Origin of the sequence: Sulfurimonas sp. HSL-1716, from assembly GCF_039645975.1 — a bacterium.
Lineage (GTDB): Bacteria > Campylobacterota > Campylobacteria > Campylobacterales > Sulfurimonadaceae > Hydrocurvibacter > Hydrocurvibacter sulfurireducens.
The window spans coordinates 1,500,013-1,517,490 of the sequence record NZ_CP147918.1 but is presented as its reverse complement, the minus strand read 5'-3'; the positions used below and the strand labels follow the sequence as shown (position 1 = coordinate 1,517,490).

17 protein-coding genes and 6 tRNA genes are annotated in these 17,478 nt (G+C 44.1%); 13 read left to right on the top strand and 10 right to left on the bottom strand.

The annotated features are described in order from the left end of the window. Positions 1-57: 57 nt before the first annotated feature. The 7 genes from WCY03_RS07695 to WCY03_RS07665 form a co-directional block, all read right to left on the bottom strand. Positions 58-134: transfer RNA gene (locus tag WCY03_RS07695), tRNA-Asp, on the bottom strand. A gap of 58 nt (positions 135-192) precedes the next feature. Further along, positions 193-268 (bottom strand) — tRNA-Val (locus WCY03_RS07690). Positions 269-298: 30 nt separating this feature from the next. Then, positions 299-374 (bottom strand) — tRNA-Glu (locus WCY03_RS07685). Between the two features lie 30 nt (positions 375-404). After that, a tRNA-Val gene (locus WCY03_RS07680) sits at positions 405-480 on the bottom strand. A 12-nt stretch (positions 481-492) separates the two neighbouring features. Beyond that, positions 493-569 (bottom strand) — tRNA-Asp (locus WCY03_RS07675). A 94-nt stretch (positions 570-663) separates the two neighbouring features. Further along, positions 664-739 (bottom strand) — tRNA-Lys (locus WCY03_RS07670). Positions 740-805: 66 nt separating this feature from the next. Beyond that, entirely contained in the window at positions 806-1,900 is a 1,095-nt protein-coding gene (locus tag WCY03_RS07665; RefSeq protein ID WP_345991739.1) for a CinA family protein, read from the bottom strand. Positions 1,901-2,003: 103 nt separating this feature from the next. On the opposite strand from WCY03_RS07665, the gene ileS reads away from it, so the two are divergent. From ileS to WCY03_RS07640, 5 genes are all read left to right on the top strand, one after another. Then, positions 2,004-4,766 carry an isoleucine--tRNA ligase gene (gene ileS, locus WCY03_RS07660; protein WP_345991737.1) on the top strand — a complete coding sequence of 921 codons (2,763 nt, stop codon included), beginning with the start codon at positions 2,004-2,006 and terminating at the stop codon, positions 4,764-4,766. A 335-nt stretch (positions 4,767-5,101) separates the two neighbouring features. After that, positions 5,102-5,623 (top strand): hypothetical protein, encoded by a 522-nt coding sequence (locus WCY03_RS07655; RefSeq protein WP_345991735.1) that lies wholly within the window; start codon positions 5,102-5,104, stop codon positions 5,621-5,623. Between the two features lie 136 nt (positions 5,624-5,759). Continuing rightward, positions 5,760-6,479: an isoprenylcysteine carboxylmethyltransferase family protein gene (locus tag WCY03_RS07650; protein WP_345991733.1), complete on the top strand. Its 720-nt coding sequence runs from the start codon at positions 5,760-5,762 to the stop codon at positions 6,477-6,479. Between the two features lie 92 nt (positions 6,480-6,571). Next, entirely contained in the window at positions 6,572-6,946 is a 375-nt protein-coding gene (gene trxA / locus WCY03_RS07645) for a thioredoxin (protein WP_345991731.1), read from the top strand. Between the two features lie 99 nt (positions 6,947-7,045). Continuing rightward, complete coding sequence (locus WCY03_RS07640) at positions 7,046-7,621, top strand: hypothetical protein (protein WP_345991729.1); 576 nt, start codon at positions 7,046-7,048, stop codon at positions 7,619-7,621. Between the two features lie 22 nt (positions 7,622-7,643). Here the strand turns inward: WCY03_RS07640 and WCY03_RS07635 are convergent, their stop codons facing one another. Next, a complete protein-coding gene (locus WCY03_RS07635) occupies positions 7,644-8,657 on the bottom strand; it encodes a PAS domain-containing protein (protein WP_345991727.1) in 1,014 nt (337 codons plus the stop codon). Between the two features lie 129 nt (positions 8,658-8,786). On the opposite strand from WCY03_RS07635, the gene gatA reads away from it, so the two are divergent. After that, on the top strand, positions 8,787-10,133 hold the full coding sequence (gatA, locus tag WCY03_RS07630; RefSeq protein ID WP_345991726.1) for an Asp-tRNA(Asn)/Glu-tRNA(Gln) amidotransferase subunit GatA: 1,347 nt from the start codon (positions 8,787-8,789) through the stop codon (positions 10,131-10,133). Between the two features lie 75 nt (positions 10,134-10,208). Here gatA and WCY03_RS07625 read toward each other — a convergent pair whose 3' ends face one another. Further along, entirely contained in the window at positions 10,209-10,811 is a 603-nt protein-coding gene (locus WCY03_RS07625; RefSeq protein WP_345991724.1) for a LysE family translocator, read from the bottom strand. Positions 10,812-10,945: 134 nt separating this feature from the next. On the opposite strand from WCY03_RS07625, the gene WCY03_RS07620 reads away from it, so the two are divergent. The 7 genes from WCY03_RS07620 (at position 10,946) to proB (ending at position 17,116) form a co-directional block, all read left to right on the top strand. Then, the gene (locus WCY03_RS07620) at positions 10,946-11,200 is read left to right on the top strand and encodes a hypothetical protein (protein ID WP_345991722.1); all 255 of its coding nucleotides are present in this window, start codon (positions 10,946-10,948) and stop codon (positions 11,198-11,200) included. Then, positions 11,200-11,697, top strand: a complete 498-nt coding sequence (locus tag WCY03_RS07615) for a hypothetical protein (RefSeq protein ID WP_345991720.1) — start codon at positions 11,200-11,202, stop codon at positions 11,695-11,697. The genes WCY03_RS07620 and WCY03_RS07615 overlap by 1 nt, the downstream gene beginning before the upstream one ends. A gap of 64 nt (positions 11,698-11,761) precedes the next feature. Continuing rightward, entirely contained in the window at positions 11,762-12,316 is a 555-nt protein-coding gene (locus tag WCY03_RS07610) for a hypothetical protein (protein WP_345991718.1), read from the top strand. After that, positions 12,316-14,217, top strand: a complete 1,902-nt coding sequence (locus WCY03_RS07605; RefSeq protein ID WP_345991716.1) for an HD domain-containing phosphohydrolase — start codon at positions 12,316-12,318, stop codon at positions 14,215-14,217. Before WCY03_RS07610 ends, WCY03_RS07605 begins: the two co-directional genes overlap by 1 nt. 141 nt (positions 14,218-14,358) lie before the next feature. Further along, a complete protein-coding gene (gene guaB / locus WCY03_RS07600; RefSeq protein WP_345991714.1) occupies positions 14,359-15,804 on the top strand; it encodes an IMP dehydrogenase in 1,446 nt (481 codons plus the stop codon). Positions 15,805-15,857: 53 nt separating this feature from the next. Beyond that, entirely contained in the window at positions 15,858-16,358 is a 501-nt protein-coding gene (locus WCY03_RS07595; protein WP_345991712.1) for an RDD family protein, read from the top strand. Beyond that, positions 16,355-17,116, top strand: a complete 762-nt coding sequence (gene proB / locus WCY03_RS07590) for a glutamate 5-kinase (protein ID WP_345991710.1) — start codon at positions 16,355-16,357, stop codon at positions 17,114-17,116. The genes WCY03_RS07595 and proB overlap by 4 nt, the downstream gene beginning before the upstream one ends. On the opposite strand, the gene WCY03_RS07585 is transcribed toward proB, so the two are convergent. Then, positions 17,113-17,475: a response regulator gene (locus tag WCY03_RS07585; protein WP_345991709.1), complete on the bottom strand. Its 363-nt coding sequence runs from the start codon at positions 17,473-17,475 to the stop codon at positions 17,113-17,115. The genes proB and WCY03_RS07585 overlap by 4 nt on opposite strands. Between the last annotated feature and the right edge of the window lie 3 nt (positions 17,476-17,478).

Sequence of the window (17,478 nt, the reverse complement as noted above, 5' to 3'; positions counted from 1 at the left end):
AGATAACTGTAGATTATTTTAAGAGTATTTACAGTTTGCAGAATATAAACAAAAGGGTGGCGCAGCGGACGGGACTCGAACCCGCGACCCCCTGCGTGACAGGCAGGTATTCTAACCAACTGAACTACCGCTGCATTTGCGCCTTTAAAGAAACACTTTTATTACAAGCTGCATCTAAGTATGTAAGATCTATGGTGGGCACTACTGGACTCGAACCAGTGACATCTACCTTGTAAGGGTAGCGCTCTACCAACTGAGCTAAGCGCCCTTCGTAAAGGAATGGTTTAGTACACCAAGATGGCGACCCCTAAAGGATTTGAACCTTTGTTCCTACCATGAAGTGATAGTGTCCTTGGCCACTAGACGAAAGGGTCACTTTCATAAACAAAAGGCTTTTAAATAAATGGTGGGCACTACTGGACTCGAACCAGTGACATCTACCTTGTAAGGGTAGCGCTCTACCAACTGAGCTAAGCGCCCTTTGTTAATTGATGGCGCAGCGGACGGGACTCGAACCCGCGACCCCCTGCGTGACAGGCAGGTATTCTAACCAACTGAACTACCGCTGCATGCGCCGTTGTTTTTTTGTTTAGACAAGGCAAATTTTAACGTAGCGTACAAAAAAGTACGTGAGTTGAAATTTAACGAAGTATAAACTAAAAGTGGTGTCCCGTGATGGACTCGAACCATCGGCCACATCATTAAAAGTGACGTGCTCTACCAACTGAGCTAACGAGACGGATTTTCACTTGCTTGTGAGGGCGAAATTATATGTAAAATGCACCTTTTTGTCAAGTCTTTTTCGTCAATTTGCGAAAAAAAGTTTTTTATCGATTTCCAGGAGCATTTTTATCGCATACAAAGCGCTTTGCTCCTGTATATATCTTCTATCGCCTTTGAGTGAAAGCTTCTGAGTACTCTCATGTTCTCTGCTTCTTACGCTGATGTAAACGGTTCCTACAGGCTTTTCTTCCGTGCCTCCCGTAGGGCCCGCCACACCGCTTATCGCGACTGCGTAGTTTGCGTAACTGACGTTGAGCGCTCCGTCGCTCATCTCTTGGACCACTTCTGCACTTACCGCGCCATGTTTTTCAAGCGTACTATGTTCGACGGCAAGCCAGTTCTCTTTTAATGCATTGGAGTAAGTAACAAGCGATCCGTCAAAGATATTGGACGCTCCGCTCTCTTTTGTAAACATGTACGCCAAAAGCCCGCCCGTGCAGCTTTCCGAAAAAGTCACTTTTTTCTGGGCATAGTGCATCTTTTCTATCATGTATGCGGGGATGTTGGATGCGGCTATGATCTTTGAGCTGAGAAGCTGCTTTGTCGAAGAGATGAACTGCGTGATGTTCCCGTATTTTTTGCTTGTTACGTCGATGCGCAGCCAGTTTTCTACTACGTCGGTGATATCGATCTTTACTTCGTTTGTCTGGGCTATGGGCGATATAAGCGCTTTTGCGCTCTCTCTGTCCTCTCCGAAGAGGTGTATGGTCGCACTGGAGTATTCATCTTCTAAAAGCAGTCTTGGAAACTCTGTGAGCTCGTCGCAATGCAAGACGTTGACAGTGCTGTTTTTGTAGTTTAAAAGATAGGTCTGATCTTCAAAAACGGTACACATGGAGGGAAGAAGCATGTTCTCTTTGAGTATCTGATTGTCAGCGGTTACGGTGCATAAAAGTTTACCGATCACGCTGAAATTTTGTTTTGTCGTGATAATGAGTAGTTTTGTATCAACCGAGAGCTCGCGTTCCAGATGCAAAAACAGGGAGTTGTCATTTTCAAGGTAAAAGGTTATAGAGTCTATATGAGATATTTTTTTGTTTATCTCTCTTAATATGTAGTCCTTCAGATAAGTGTTATTTGAGAATTTATTGCCGACAAACAAAACGTTAAACTTCATCGATAAAACCTTATGAACAAGATGATGGATTATACCATATCAGTCTGTTTTAAACACTTTAAAGGTATAATCCAACGATTTTAATAATGATAATGAGGTCTAAATGGACTATAAAGATACCCTTCTTTTACCTACAACAAACTTTGCCATGCGTGGAAACCTTCCGCAAAACGAGCCTATAAGATATGAATCCTGGTACGCAAAAGATGTGTACACAAAGATGAAAGACAAACGTAAAGGAAGAGAGTCTTTTACGCTTCATGACGGCCCTCCGTACGCAAACGGAAACATTCACATCGGCCACGCACTCAATAAAATATTAAAAGATATTATCGTAAAACAAAACTATTTTGCAGGAAAATCGGTTCGCCTGACTCCAGGTTGGGACTGTCACGGTCTTCCGATCGAACAGCAGGTCGAGAAAAAACTGGGCGGAAAACAGAAAAAAGAGCTTTTAAGCACAGCAGAGATCAGACATCTCTGCCGCCAACATGCCGCAAAATTCGTCGACATCCAGCGCGGTGAATTTAAACAGATGGGTATCATCGCAGACTGGGAAAATCCGTACGTCACCATGGACTTTAAGTTCGAAGCGAATATCTACAGAACTTTGTGCGAAGTAGCGCAAAAAGGGCTTCTCATCGAGCGTTCAAAGCCGGTCTTTTGGAGCTGGGCGGAGCGTACTGCGCTTGCCGAAGCCGAAGTAGAGTATCAGGACAAAGAGGACTACTCTATCTACATCGCGTTTGAACTCAGCGACGATGCAAAAGCAAAAGCGGGCATAGAGGGAAAAGCGGCGTTTGTCATCTGGACCACGACTCCTTGGACCATCCCTTCAAATACGGGTATCTCGCTGCATCCCGATGAAAAATACGCATTGACGACCGACGGCTACATAGTCGCGGAAAAACTGCACGATGCACTAGTAAAAGCGGGCATACTAAAAAGCGGGATCGCGCGTACTTTCGATGCGACGGTATTTGAAAATCTAAAAGCGATCAACCCTCTAAACGGCAGAGATTCGACTCTGGTACTCGGCGAGCATGTCCTTATGGACAACGGTACGGGAGCGGTCCATACTGCACCGGGTCACGGCGAGGACGACTACCGCGTCGGTCTGAAGTATGACCTTGAAGTGATCATGCCCGTTGATGAAACGGGATGTTACGACGAAACGGTCGTAGGACTGAAGCTGATCCCTAACGCAGAGGAGTTCGTAGGCAGACATATCTTCAAATCAAACGAAGCCATCATCGAACTTTTGGGCGAGAGCGTCTTGCATGTGAGCCGTTTTGTGCACTCGTACCCGCACTGCTGGAGAAGCCATACACCGCTTATCTACAGAGCTACAAAACAGTGGTTCATCTCGGTGGACGAGACGCCTGAAGGCGAGAAAAAGACATTGCGCCAGATAGCGGCGGATGAAGTGGCAAAGACCGCTTTTTATCCGGCAAGCGGACGCAACCGTCTGAACTCAATGGTCGAAAACCGTCCCGACTGGTGTATCTCCCGTCAGCGTGACTGGGGTGTGCCTATCGCATTTTTCAGAGTGAAAGCGACGGGCGAGGTACTGCTGGATGAAAAAGTGCTCAACTTCGTGGCGATGATATTTGAGATGCAGGGAAGCGACGTGTGGTACTCTATGGATATCGCAGAGCTTCTTTATCCGGGAAGCGGTTACAAGCCCGAAGAGCTTGAAAAAGTGAACGACATCCTTGACGTTTGGTTCGACTCTGGTTCGACTTGGAACGCGGTACTGAAATCTCGTAACTACGATGCGGGCGAATACCCTGCGGATATCTACCTAGAGGGTAGCGATCAGCACCGCGGATGGTTCCAGTCTTCACTCTTTTTGAGTGCGGCGGTACAACACAAAGCGCCTTACAAGACGGTCCTTACCCACGGTTTCACGGTCGATGCCAAGGGTGAGAAGATGAGTAAGTCCAAAGGCAACGTCGTAGCCCCTGACAAGGTTCTAAAAGAGTTCGGAAGCGAGATACTCAGACTATGGGTCGCATCAAGCGACTACCAGGGTGATCTTAAGATCTCAAACGACATCTTAAAACAGATAGCGGAAAACTACCGCAAGCTGAGAAATACGTTTAGGATTATGCTCGCAAACGTCAACGACCTTGAAACACTCGTAGACGTAAAAGATATGGGCATACTGGACAGATGGATAGTTGAAAAAGCGAGTAAAGTGTTCGCAGACGTGATGAAGGATTTCAAAGAGTACAATTTCGTCCATGCGATGAGCCTGCTCAACAACTTCATTGTTAACGATCTGAGCGGTATCTACATCGACATAACCAAAGACAGGCTCTACTGTGACGCAAAAGACGATATGCACAGACGCTCATCCCAAAGCGCACTTGCACTCATCGCAAAATCGCTTTTGACTATCGTAGCGCCTATTCTCACTTATACGGCAGATGAGATCCTTGAAAACGCTCCGGCTGTCGTAAAAGGCGACGCGGAAGATATCTTTGACCTTGAGTACACGCCTCTAAACGCAGAGCCTTCGGGCTTTAACGAAGCGTATATGCTAAAAGCAAGAGACGCGTTCTTCGAGATCGTCGATGTCTTGAAAAAAGAGAAGAAGATCAAAAACACTCTGGAAGTGGAGATATCCACAGGTTCAGAGATACTTTTGTCTATGAATGCTCTTGAAGCTGAAGACTGGTTCGTAGTCTCAAGCGTGAACAACAATGACATTGCAGATGAAGAGCTCGATCACTTCACGGTAGATGGCGATGAGTTCGTAGTCGTAAAAGCGACAAGAGCAAAATGTCCAAGATGCTGGAAGTTCCAAGCGGTAAACGAAGAGTGCGTCTGTGATCGTTGTGCAAAGGTAGTAAATGCCTGATTTCTCTCGTCCTGTAGAGATGAGCTTCATCATCGAAACTATAGGCGTCATCTTCGTCATCATCGGCATCGGTGTAGCTCTTGTAAAACAAGGCAAAAAAGCGAAGCATTAGGCTTTGCTTCTTTTTTCCACTCTAATCTCATTTTTTTGTTTATATACTTAGTTAATATTCAGTTAATCTATATATAATATTTGGTGAATAAATAGTTAGGTTGTCTATAAGCTTACGCTCTTCCATGAGAATCCTAACTTGCGATTTATCTTTACTACGAGGAGAAGAAAGATGAGTATTAAGAACAGCAATCATCAAATATTGGGCGCATGGAAACACCACGATGAAAGATAATAAGATTACTTTGCCCGTTCGATATATCGTTGCTGTTGGACTTACTCTCGTGGCGTTAGAGTCACACGCAGTTGAGCTCAAGGAGTACTGGTATAAATCCGAGCCTAAAGGCACTTGGACGGAGCCCTCGTATATCGCAATAACCTTGGTGCATGATCGTGAAAAAGTGTGCGGTGTGCTGAGCTCCTCGCTAATGGGTACAAACCGCATTGATCGCTCTCTCTTAGTCGGAAGAGTATTACCAGGCAATAAGTATAAGGTCATGTACGCCAGTTCATATTACGCTGAGCAACAGGAAGTTGCCATCGCTACTCTTGAACTAAACGGGACTAAACTGCGATGGTCACCGGGAGAAAAAGTATTGCGAATGAGTTGGTTCTGGGATGAAACGTTGCTAAATCGAGTCAAGAAACCATATGATTATGGATTGTCTCCAGAGCTAGTTGCTAGATGTCAGAAGCTTAATGATATGCCAGTAATCACGGCCAAGAACCTCTACCTTGATCCGTAAAACTAAATTCCGGGAACAGCGTACTTAATTATTTTTTTTTACATGTAAGAAATAGTTAAATTACACCTTAGGAGTTGAATATCTACCTTCTGACTACTCACTTTAAACGTTAAAATAGTTGCAAAGAGGAGAGGCTATGACATCACAGACAAGCGATCAACAGAGCGTTCAGACTATGACTCCCTTTCAGTGGATTCGTATGATTCTGGTCTATTTTCTTATCCCTTTTTTGCTCTTAGCGTTCGGAGGGGAACTCGGATGGTGGCAGGGGTGGGTATACTCCTTTTTGCTCCTAGTGACCGGCATCGGGGGGCGTATATTGACTGAACAGAGACATCCGGGACTTCTGGCAGAACGGGTCAATTTTGAAAAGCTGCGAAATGCAAAGCCGTGGGATAAGGTGCTGGCTCCGCTGATGGCGGTGAGTTTTTCATTTCCTCTTGTCATCGTTGCAGGACTCGATCACCGCTATGCGTGGACACCTCAGTTTTGGACATGGCTGAACATTTTCGGTCTCGTTCTCATTGCACTTGGGTACGCGTTTGCTACCTGGGCTTTCATAGAGAACCGCTTTTTCTTCACTGCAGTGTATATTCAAACGGATGGGGAACATGCGGTCTGCGATAGCGGCCCTTATCGGTTTGTGCGCCATCCCGGCTATGCCGGAAATCTGCTGGCACTTCCGGGCATGGTATTTGCCTTTAGCTCGGTGTGGATACTCATCCCCGCCATGGCGGCGCTCATCATTACCGTGATCAGAACGGCTCTGGAAGACAGGACTCTTCATGAGGAACTGCCGGGGTATCGGGAGTATGTTCAGCGCGTACGCTATCGTTTGCTACCGTGGGTCTACTAAGCAGCTTCACATTGCGGTTATGATTGTTCGATTATGCTCAAGTTAAATTTCATATGGTATAGTACGGTCTAACACAAATAAAAGGATGACCGTTGGCAACAATTGAATTGACACAAGAAAATTTTGATAAAACCGTTACACAAAACGATATAGTAATTATAGATTTTTGGGCACCGTGGTGTGGACCTTGTAAGTCTTTTGGACCTGTTTTCGAAAAAGTATCGGAGCAATACCCAGACATCGTTTTTGCTAAAGTTAATACGGAAGAGGAACAAGGATTGGCAGGTCACTTTCAGATCCGTTCGATTCCTACTACGATGATCTTAAAAGAGCAGGTACTTGTATTTAATCAGGCGGGTGCTCTTCCTGAAGAGGGTTTGAAAGATCTTATGGAACAGGTAAAAGTACTTGATATGGACCATGTCCGCGAAGAGATCAAAAAACAGCAGGAATCTGCTCAGCAGTAAAGAGGAAACTTATCCCGGACTCCAAGGAGATTCTATGAAAAAAGTTCTGTTTATGATGCTTTTGATGATGTTGTCCAGTGCGGCTTTTGCAGGTGCTAAATGAAATTAGTTTCAAATGCAATATTGATCATTATGCTTATATTGATAAGCGGATGTTCATCTAAATCGATTGTTTTGAAAGATGCGCCAAAAGAAGGTATTCATGCACAAGGTATCAATATCCTTTATAGAACTTTTCCTTTGGCTGCTCCGACGGATGTAAAAAAACTTTCAGCCCTCACTGCGCCGACTCATCCTCAAATAGAGAGATTGGGAAAAGATATCGAAAAGCGTATGCCTCTTGATTTTAAAAATAAAGGTTTACACTCAAATTTTGCAACTTTAAATGTACCGGGCATAGCAATGACATCCAAGAAAGATCTATGTCCGCCAAGTTTTTCAAAAAACTACTATACATTGATCATCACTCCCGTGCGAGAACATGTATTTTGTTATCAGACCTGTTCGACGACTTATACTGTTTTGTTGAGCTTAAAAACTCCCAATGAAGATAAAGAGGTTTGGGATCTTATGTTGATCCAGTCAAAAATGTCTGCATCGGATATAATGCCTTTTAAAAACTATCAATTTATTAATGATATGGCAAATGCTGTTTTAAACGTTGTTCACAACTAAATTGTTAAGCTAAGAATTCGGCTTAATTCTTTTGAATGACGAAGATATAGAGCTTGATCTTCTTTTTGGGACTTTGCAGCGCGCGGACATCAACTCTGTACTTTTCACCGTTTTCTTCAAAATTATAGTGCATCTCTTTGATAAGCTCTATATACTCGTTCATCTGTCGAAGGTCTATATGCTTTTTCAAAAGAGGTATCTCTTTGAAATGGAGATGTTTTTTCTCTTTTGGTATTTTTAGAAGCTTTATAAACTTGGGATTCATCGTGATGAAAATCCCTTTTGCATCCATATACCCCACTGCCATCGGGAAAAAATCGAATCCGACTTTGATGCTTGTAAGTTCGCGTTTGAGTTCACAGTTCTCTTCGACATACTTGCTGATGTCATTGCCGATAGCGACGATGTATGTCTGCTCTGCTTTTTTCATTGTCGAGACCTGCCATTGGATCCGGTACAGCTTGTCGTTACTTCCTTTAAGCGGTGTTATGAAATGCTGATGAGGTATATCATCCGAGCAGAGTGCCTGCAGGTAGCCGTTGAGTTTTTCCCGGTTGCCGGGGATAAATCGGTCGAAAAAGCTCTGATGAAGGACATCCTCTCTTTGCTTGTTTACAATATTTAAAAAAGACTCGTTTGCATCTACAAGAGCGCCGTCGGTATCAAGAATGACGATAATAGGTTTATAGTCGATGTCATGAGCGTCAAAGGTTATGCTTTTAAAAAGTTCTTGAAACTGCAGTTCGATGAAGATGACAAAAAGATGGTCACCGTTACGGTTAAAATAGATGGTATAAAGAGAACCGAAGATCTCAAAATTATGTAAAGCGTTTGAGGTTCCGTCGGTTTTTTTTGGAATATGCCGTATCAATGATTGTATAGGCTCGGAGATCGGCTGCTCTTCGGTTATGGATGCCAAACTCTTTAAAGTGCTGTTGGCATAGACGAAATCGTATCTTTCATCTGCATATTTGAGTATTAATATCGGATACCCGAGTGTATCTATGGTTTCAAAAACTGATGTTTGAGCATCCATACGGACTCCCTTTTTGTATATATTTTATTTTATCATGAGTTTTGCTAAAAGTAAAAAACAGCATAAAAGAAAACAATAAACACATTTCGATATAATACAAAAAATAATTTTTACATTGTAGGAAAACCGGTGATTACATTAAAAGAAGCATTATCCCTAAGCAAAGACGAACTAAACAAATTTAAAGACTCCCTCAAAGCCAAAATACAAGCCGATCCGGAGCTAAACGCATACATAGACGTAAACAATGTAGGCGAGGGCGTGCCTATCGCCATAAAAGACAACATTCAGGTAAAAGACTGGTCCGTGACTTCGGGCTCGAATATCCTTCAAGGCTACATCGCTCCATACAACGCAACCGTCATCGAAAAGATGTTAAACGCCGGTCTTAGTCCGTTTGGACGTACGAACATGGACGAGTTCGCTATGGGTTCTACGACTGAGAGCAGTTTTTACGGCAAGACATTAAACCCTAAGAACCGCGACTGCGTACCGGGCGGAAGTTCGGGCGGAAGCGCTGCTGCCGTGGCTGCGGGTCTTGCTATCGCTGCTCTTGGAAGCGATACGGGCGGGTCTATCCGTCAGCCTGCCGCGTTTTGCGGGATAGTAGGGATGAAGCCGACTTACGGGCGTGTAAGCCGTTACGGTCTTGGCGCATATGCTTCTAGTTTAGATCAGATCGGGCCGATGACGCAAAACGTCGAAGATGCGGCGATCCTTTACGACATCATCTGCGGTTACGATGAAAAAGACTCTACAAGTGCGAACATCGCATGCGAAAAAGTCAGCGACAAACTGAACCCTGAGAGAAAACTGCGTATCGCGGTACTTCCAGAGTATGTAAAAGATGCAAGCGACGATGTACAAAAAGCGTATACATATGCAGTCGAGTCGTTAAAAGCTGCGGGTCATACCATCGTGGAAAAAGAGATGATGAACCCGAAATACGACATCTCTGCCTACTACATCACCGCAACCGCAGAAGCGACCACGAACCTTGCACGTTACGACGGTATCCGTTACGGTAACCGTAAAGTGGGCAAAAACCTTGAAGACACTTTCATCCAGACAAGAAGCGAAGGGTTTGGCGATGAGGTAAAACGCCGTATCATGCTTGGAAACTTCGTACTTTCTTCAGGGTACTACGATGCTTACTACGTAAAAGCGCAAAAAGTACGTCACCTTATCAAAGACAACTATGCGAAAATTTTTGAAGACGTGGATCTGATCCTCTCGCCTGTCGCTCCGACAACGGCAAACAAGTTCGGCGAACTTTCCAGCCCGATAGAGATGTATCTAAGCGACATCTACACGATCTCCATCAACCTTGCGGGACTTCCTGCTATCTCGCTTCCTGTCACCAACGCAGCAAACGGTATGCCGATAGGCTTACAGTTCATTGCAAACGCATACGATGAGCAAACGCTTTTCGACGGTGCAATGAGCCTGGAAAAACAAGTAAACTACAACGCGTAATCTTTCTCTTTGACTTCTTTTATTTCCAAGCTTTGCTTGGATTTATACCCTTTATTTTTTAGTATTTTTGGCAGTTTAAAAAATTACATGTACAAAAAGTGAGAAAGCAAACCCGCACAGAATGAGTGCCGAAAAAATGCTGAGATAGGTTGAAACACTTTGAGATATTTTGTGCTTTGTCCTGTGAACCAGATAGGGCATTAAAGTTGTCCAAAGAGTGATGGCGCTGATCATGCCCAGTATGGTAAAACCGGTGTTTAGGTTTTTCGTTGCGGCATAGCCCGCGATACTAAACCAAAATACGACGGTGTAGGGATTTAGAAGCGTTAACAACAGCCCTTGCATATAGATCTTGGAGAGATTCTTGATCGGGACAGGCTGGGTGTGCAGTTTTATTTTTTTCGCCCTGTTCTTGTAAATGTCGTATGCAAGATAGAGCAAAAAAGAGCTCCCGAGAATCCCTATGATATTTAAAAGCGTCGGGTTGTTGAAAAGTTTGAGAAATCCGGCTAGGATTAAAGACAGATAAAGTATATCCGCGCTCATGGCTCCAAAACCAAGAGCAACCCCCGCCTTGTAGCTTTTTAAGGCGTTGTTCATGATGAGGATGTTGATGGGACCCAAAGGGATGGCGGCGCCAAGACCCAGTAAAAACCCTTCGCTAAAAGATACTATCATCTGATATGCCGCAAATGATGAAGAGATGACATTTTTTTATATCCTTATTAAAGAAACAGTGTCATTATAGCACCTCTTTTCACTTTGAGAATACATCTTGCTTACTCTGTCTAAAATGATTTCAAGGGATACAAATGGCTGTATATACGAGTAACGGCAAACAACTGCTTGATGTCGAGTATGACGCGATAGTCGAACTTAACGACATGGTCGACGGTATGCGGGTGATCTCAAAAGATGTACGTGACGACGAGTATGCGATCTTTATGCTGGAACCAAACGGCAACGTCTGCTGCTATGTTTTTGACGAGGTGTTCATTATCGGAAAAGTCGGCGGTTTTGAAACGCTCATCGAAGCGGTGACGGCTTGGAAAGATAACGAGATCTGATGAATCCTCTGTTCCTGTCCTTAAAAGCACAGTTGAACGATTATGAAAAGATTCAAAGCGATTTTGGCGGACTCGTCACAGGACGCTGGACTCCGATTGAAAATCTGCACGTCACTGTCGGTTTCTTTGCTAACAAGTTCAGCATCGAAGAACTGCTTGAAAGAGTTCCGCCGCTTCTTGTACCTATCAACTCTTTTAAACTCTGCGGACTGGATTATTTTACATCTAACAAAATATTTTACGCAAAAAGCGAGAGTTCAGAACTAACCTCGCTTGTCGCATCTCTAAACGATGCTTTTTCTCTGGGCGGGACAAAACAATTCACGGCTCACGTAACATTGATGCGGGTAAAATCCGTCGAAAATAAAGCGGCTTTTGAAAAGATGCTTCGAAGTTATGACAAAAAAGAGCTGGGCAGGGTGGATAATGTTTTTGAACTGATACAGAGTCATAGGCATCCTAATGGCGCGAATTATGAATGTATCAAAAGGTTTTAACCCGTTTTATCGTTTTTTTCTTTCTTTGTGTTAGAATATAGGCAAATTCAAGAAGGAGCAGAAGATGCGTGTAGTTTTTTTATTGATCACGTTGGTAGTTTTTAGTTTTTCAAAAGGCCTGAAAGATGAAAATATTCTATTTGGTATGCCTCATGATTTTAAAGTAGGATACAAAGCGTACAATCCGAAAAGTTCTCTTTCTTTTGCGGAATTCGTGCCAAAGACCGAGAGCGTAAAAGACTGGTCGCAGATGCTCACCGTGAGCATCTACCACAAAAACCTGCCCATAAGTGCAAACGAGTATATCGCCAATATGAAAGAGATGTGGCAAAAAGAGTGTAAGCAGAGCTATACGAAAGTCATATCCGAAGGCAAAGAAAACGGCTATGACTATGCACTGATAATGCTTTACTGTCCAAAAAGCAAGATCTCCCATAAAGAGGAATATACATGGATAAAAGCGATAAAAGGCAACGATAGTTTTTATGCGATCCAAAAAGCTTTTGCCATGAAACCTGATGAAGCGCAGATAACAGGTACGATGCGGTACCTGAGACAAGTTCAGCTTTGCGATACAAGACTTAAAAACTGTCCAAAAGGGATACTGGGAGTGAAGTGATGAGTGAAATGACGTGCGAAAAGATCGAACATGCACACCAGGAGTGGATGTGCGCACTGGATTCTTTTAAAGATGCGATCTTTATGCATGATGACGATTTTCGCATACTGCGCTGCAATAAAGCGTATCAGACATATGCGGGGCGTCCGTTTAAAGAGATCATAGGTCAAAAATATTTCGAGGTATTTCCAAAGTCCGATGCGCCGATCCGCAGCTGTCAAGAAGGGCTGGAAAATCCCGGCACAAGGGGCAGTGAAGAGGAGATACAAGTAGGCGATACTACTTTTCGTTCTTTTGCGTATTCTCTGACAAATAAGAACGGTGAGTATCTCTACTCGATGCATACGCTCGAAGACGTTACGAAATACAAGAAGATGGAGATGTCTTTGCGCGAAAGCGAGGAAAAGTTCCGTGTCATCGTAGAGTCTGTGAGCGACTGGATATGGGAGGTCGATAAAAATGGAAGGTACACCTATGTCGGCCCTCAGTCAAGAACTCTCATCGGATATGAACCTGACGAACTGCTCGGCAGGACGCCTTTTGAATTTATGCTTTCCGAAGAAGCACAAAGGTTAAGTCTTGTTTTTCAAGACATAGTCAAAAAACGTTCGGAGATGGTCGCCTTGGAAAATACCATGATCCACAAAGACGGACACGCCGTGACGATGGAAACAAGCGGTATTCCGTTTTTTAACGAAGAGGGAGAGCTTTTGGGATATCGCGGTATTGACCGCGACATTACCGAGCGCAGGGAAGCAGAGATCTCGCTTAATCGCGCCAACAGGGCTCTAAGAACTCTCTCCGCGGGAAATCTGGCATTGGTGCGCGCGACGAACGAAGAGGAACTTTTACAATCCGTTACGGATATTATCGTGGAGAAAGGCGGCTACAATCTGGCGATGGTCTGTTATGCTCAAAACAATGATGCAAAAAGCATTGTTCCAAAGGCATGGTCCGGCTTGCAGAAAAGCTACTTTTGGGAAGGAGAACCCAGCTGGGGCGATAACGAGAACGGACAGTTTCCCATCTCAAAGGCGATACGGGAGTCAAAGACTCAGATATGCAGGGATCTGGGCGGCAAATGCAGCATAAAAGGCTGGGAAGAAGCTGTCTCTTCACGGGGATTTTCTTCAAACATTGCGCTTCCGCTGATCGATAAAGAGGGTAGTTTCGGTACATTGACGATCTACTCGACCGAAGCGGAGCCTTTTGACGATGATGAAGTTAAACTGCTCGAAGAGCTGGCAAGCGATCTGGCTTACGGCATCATCACGCTTAGGGTGCGTATCGAGCATGAACGGCAGGCTCTGCTTTTAAGAGAGAGTCTTGAACAATCGATCCAGACTATTGCTGCGACGTTAGAAGCGCGAGACCCTTACACTGCGGGACATCAACGCCGTGTAAGCGAGCTTGCGGTTGCCATCGCCTCTGAAATGGGCTTATCCGAAGATCAGATCAAAGGCATCAGCTTTGCGGCAATGATCCACGATCTCGGCAAGATCCATGTTCCCGCGGAGATACTTTCCAAACCTACAAGACTCAACGAATTGGAGTATAAGCTGATCCAGATGCACCCCCAAACGGGGTACGATATCTTAAAGGAGATCAAATTTCCGTGGCCTATCGCCGATATCATCTTGCAGCATCATGAAAAGATCGACGGAACGGGATATCCTCAGGGTTTAAAAGGCGATGAGATCCTGATAGAATCCAAGATCGTCGCTTTGGCAGATGTCGTCGAGGCGATGTCTTCGCACCGTCCTTACCGCCCCTCTTTAGGCATCGAGGCTGCGCTGGACGAGATAAAGCGCGGAAAAGGGAGCTTGTATGATTCTGCGGCGGTGGATACCTGTCTGAAACTGTTTTATGAGAAAAAATTCGCTTTTAGCAGCGATTTTTGATCATAAGGCGAGATATACAGGTACGGCTTGCTTAAAGAAGCGGGCGCGTAAATTCCTTTACCTGTTTTTAACCACAAAAAAGTTATAATCGCATAATTTTAAGACAACTATATGATTTTTACTCTACATAAGGACAGCCGTATGAAAATTCGCAAGCGCGCTCTAACATTTGAAGACGTACTACTGGTACCGCAATACTCGGAAGTCTTGCCAAAAGAGGTAAGCTTAGAGACAAAACTTACAAAAAACATCACATTGAATATTCCTATGGTTTCAGCGGCGATGGATACCGTAACCGAGTATCAAGCGGCTATCGCGATGGCACGCCTCGGCGGTATCGGGATCATCCACAAAAACATGGATATCAACACGCAGTGTGCCCAGATAAAAAAGGTAAAAAAATCCGAAAGCGGTATCATCATCGATCCTATCTACGTGTATCCTGATGCGACGCTCGGAGAAGCCGACGCGCTTATGAGCGAGTATAAGATATCGGGAGTACCTGTCGTAGACGGACATAACAAGCTTCTGGGAATCCTTACGAACCGTGATATGCGTTTTGAAAAAGATATGCGCAAGACCGCTGAAGAAGTGATGACGAAAATGCCTTTGATTACTGCGACAAAAGGGATATCGATAGATCAGGCGGCAGAAATCATGCACAAAAACAAGATAGAAAAACTTCCTATTATCGACGAGGAAGGATTTTTAAAAGGTCTTGTAACGATCAAGGACATCAAAAAACGTATTGAGTATCCAAATGCAAATAAAGATGATTTCGGCAGACTCAGAGTCGGCGGAGCTATCGGCGTAGGTCAGCTCGACCGTGCCAAAGCGCTTGTCGATGCAGGCTGTGACGTGCTTGTCCTTGATTCTGCACACGGACACTCCAAAGGGATCATCGATACCGTTAAAAAGATCAAAGAGAGTATGGTAGTCGATGTCATAGCCGGCAATATTGCGACGGGAGAAGCTGCCGAAGCATTGATAAAAGCGGGTGTCGACGGAGTGAAAGTAGGTATCGGACCGGGTTCTATCTGTACGACCCGTATCGTTGCTGGTGTGGGTGTTCCTCAGATATCAGCTATCGATGAATGTGCCGAAGTGGCGAGAAAACATGGTGTTCCTGTTATTGCCGACGGTGGTATAAAATACTCGGGCGATATCGCAAAAGCTCTTGCGGTCGGTGCTTCATGCATCATGGCGGGCTCACTTCTTGCGGGGACGGAAGAGTCTCCGGGCGAGACGATCATGTTTCAGGGCCGCCAGTACAAATCATACCGCGGTATGGGAAGTATCGGTGCGATGCAAAAAGGTTCTAACGACAGATATTTCCAAGAGGGAACGGCTGCGGACAAACTGGTCCCCGAAGGGATAGAGGGGCGTGTACCTTTTAGAGGAAGCATTGCCGGAATCATCCATCAGATGATGGGAGGTCTCCGCTCGTCCATGGGATATTGCGGAAGCAAAAGTATAGAAGATTTTTGGAAAAAAGCAGAATTTGTCGAGATCACGAGTGCGGGACTTAAAGAGAGTCATGTCCATGATGTCATCATCACGCAGGAAGCTCCGAATTATCATATATAATTTTAAGGCATCCGCTCTTATGAGCGGATGCCGGCAACGTAAAAGATCGGCATATGGATAATATAAAATACGCAGGTTTTTGGGTAAGATTTACCGCCTCTTTTTTAGATACTCTCTTTTTGGCTCTGCCCGTAGCAGTCGTCATCTACTTTTTAAGTGACGGCAACTGGTTTGATCTCTCTCTTTATAAGCAAAATATGATCTACGCGATGAACGGAAACGCACAGGCGGCACTTGCTCATCAGCCCAAGACTTCTTTTAGCTGGGAACTCGTTTTTGAGATATCGGTTTTAGTTGTGACTATCGTTTTTTGGAGAAGCTGGCGCGGTGCCACTCCCGGTAAGAAGATAGTTAAAATTAAGATAGTAGATGCAAAAACATTTGATGATATAACGAACAAACAAGCAATTACCCGTTCTTTAGGGTATGTCATCTCGACAATTCCATTTTTACTTGGATTTTTAATGGTTGCATTTCGAAAAGATAAAAGAGCGTTCCATGACCTTTTGGCGGGAACAGCTGTTATTTACGATGAAGATGAAAGGAAAATATGAAAAGAGTTGTAATAAAAGTCGGAAGCGGGGTTTTAACGGAGTCAAACAGTATAGCTAAGGTAAGGATGCTCAAGCTTGTCACGTTCATAGCCGAGCTCATAGAAAAATATGACGTTATCCTAGTGACCTCCGGTGCGGTGGCTGCCGGATATACCGCTTTGAAACTTGACAGAAAAAAGCAGATAGGTAAAAAAGTCCTGGCATCGGTCGGACAGCCTATTCTTATGAGCAGTTACAAAAAAAAGTTTGACACTTTTGAAGTGGATATCTCACAAATACTTTTAACCGAGGATGATTTCGATTCAAGAAAAAGAACCGAGATATTCAGCCAGATCATAGACACGACACTGGAAAACGGCATACTGCCTATCATCAATGAAAACGATATATCTACCACGCCCGATCAGGTGTTTGGAGATAACGATCAGCTTTCAGCACATGTTGCGCATCATACGAATTCCGATATGCTCGTTATTTTAAGTGACATAGACGGTTATTATGATTCAAATCCGCATGAAAACAAGGACGCGAAGCTTTTAAAGGTGGTAAACAGTATAGACGAGTGTGCTTTAGAAGCAACACATACGCCAAACAACGAATTTGCCACAGGCGGGATAGTCACAAAATTAAAAGCGGCAAAATATCTGCTTGACAAAAATAGAAAGATGTTCCTGTGCAGCGGTTATGACCTTTCAACGGCAAAGGAGTTTTTGATGGAGGGTATTCACAACAAAGGGACTCTTTTTAAAAACAGTTAAGCTTCAAGCAGTTCTTTGATCCTTTTCTCAAGCCTGTTTAGATCCAGAGGCTTGATCATAAAATCATGAGCTTCGTATCTATGACTTTTTAGAACTCTGTCCAAAGTCGATTGCGCCGTCATCATGATCATTTTCGGCGGATTTTTTAAAGCTTTTACGTTTTGTAAAAGCTCGAGTCCGTCCATATTTGGCATAGTGATGTCGGACAAGACAAAATCCACTTTTTCGCTTTGAATGTACTCCAATGCCTTAAAAGGGTTGTTAAAGGTCTTTATATTGTTCTTGTCAAATCTTTTAAAGAACCTTTCTAGCATCATGGTCATGTCCGGATTATCGTCTATAATTACTACGGATTTCACGTA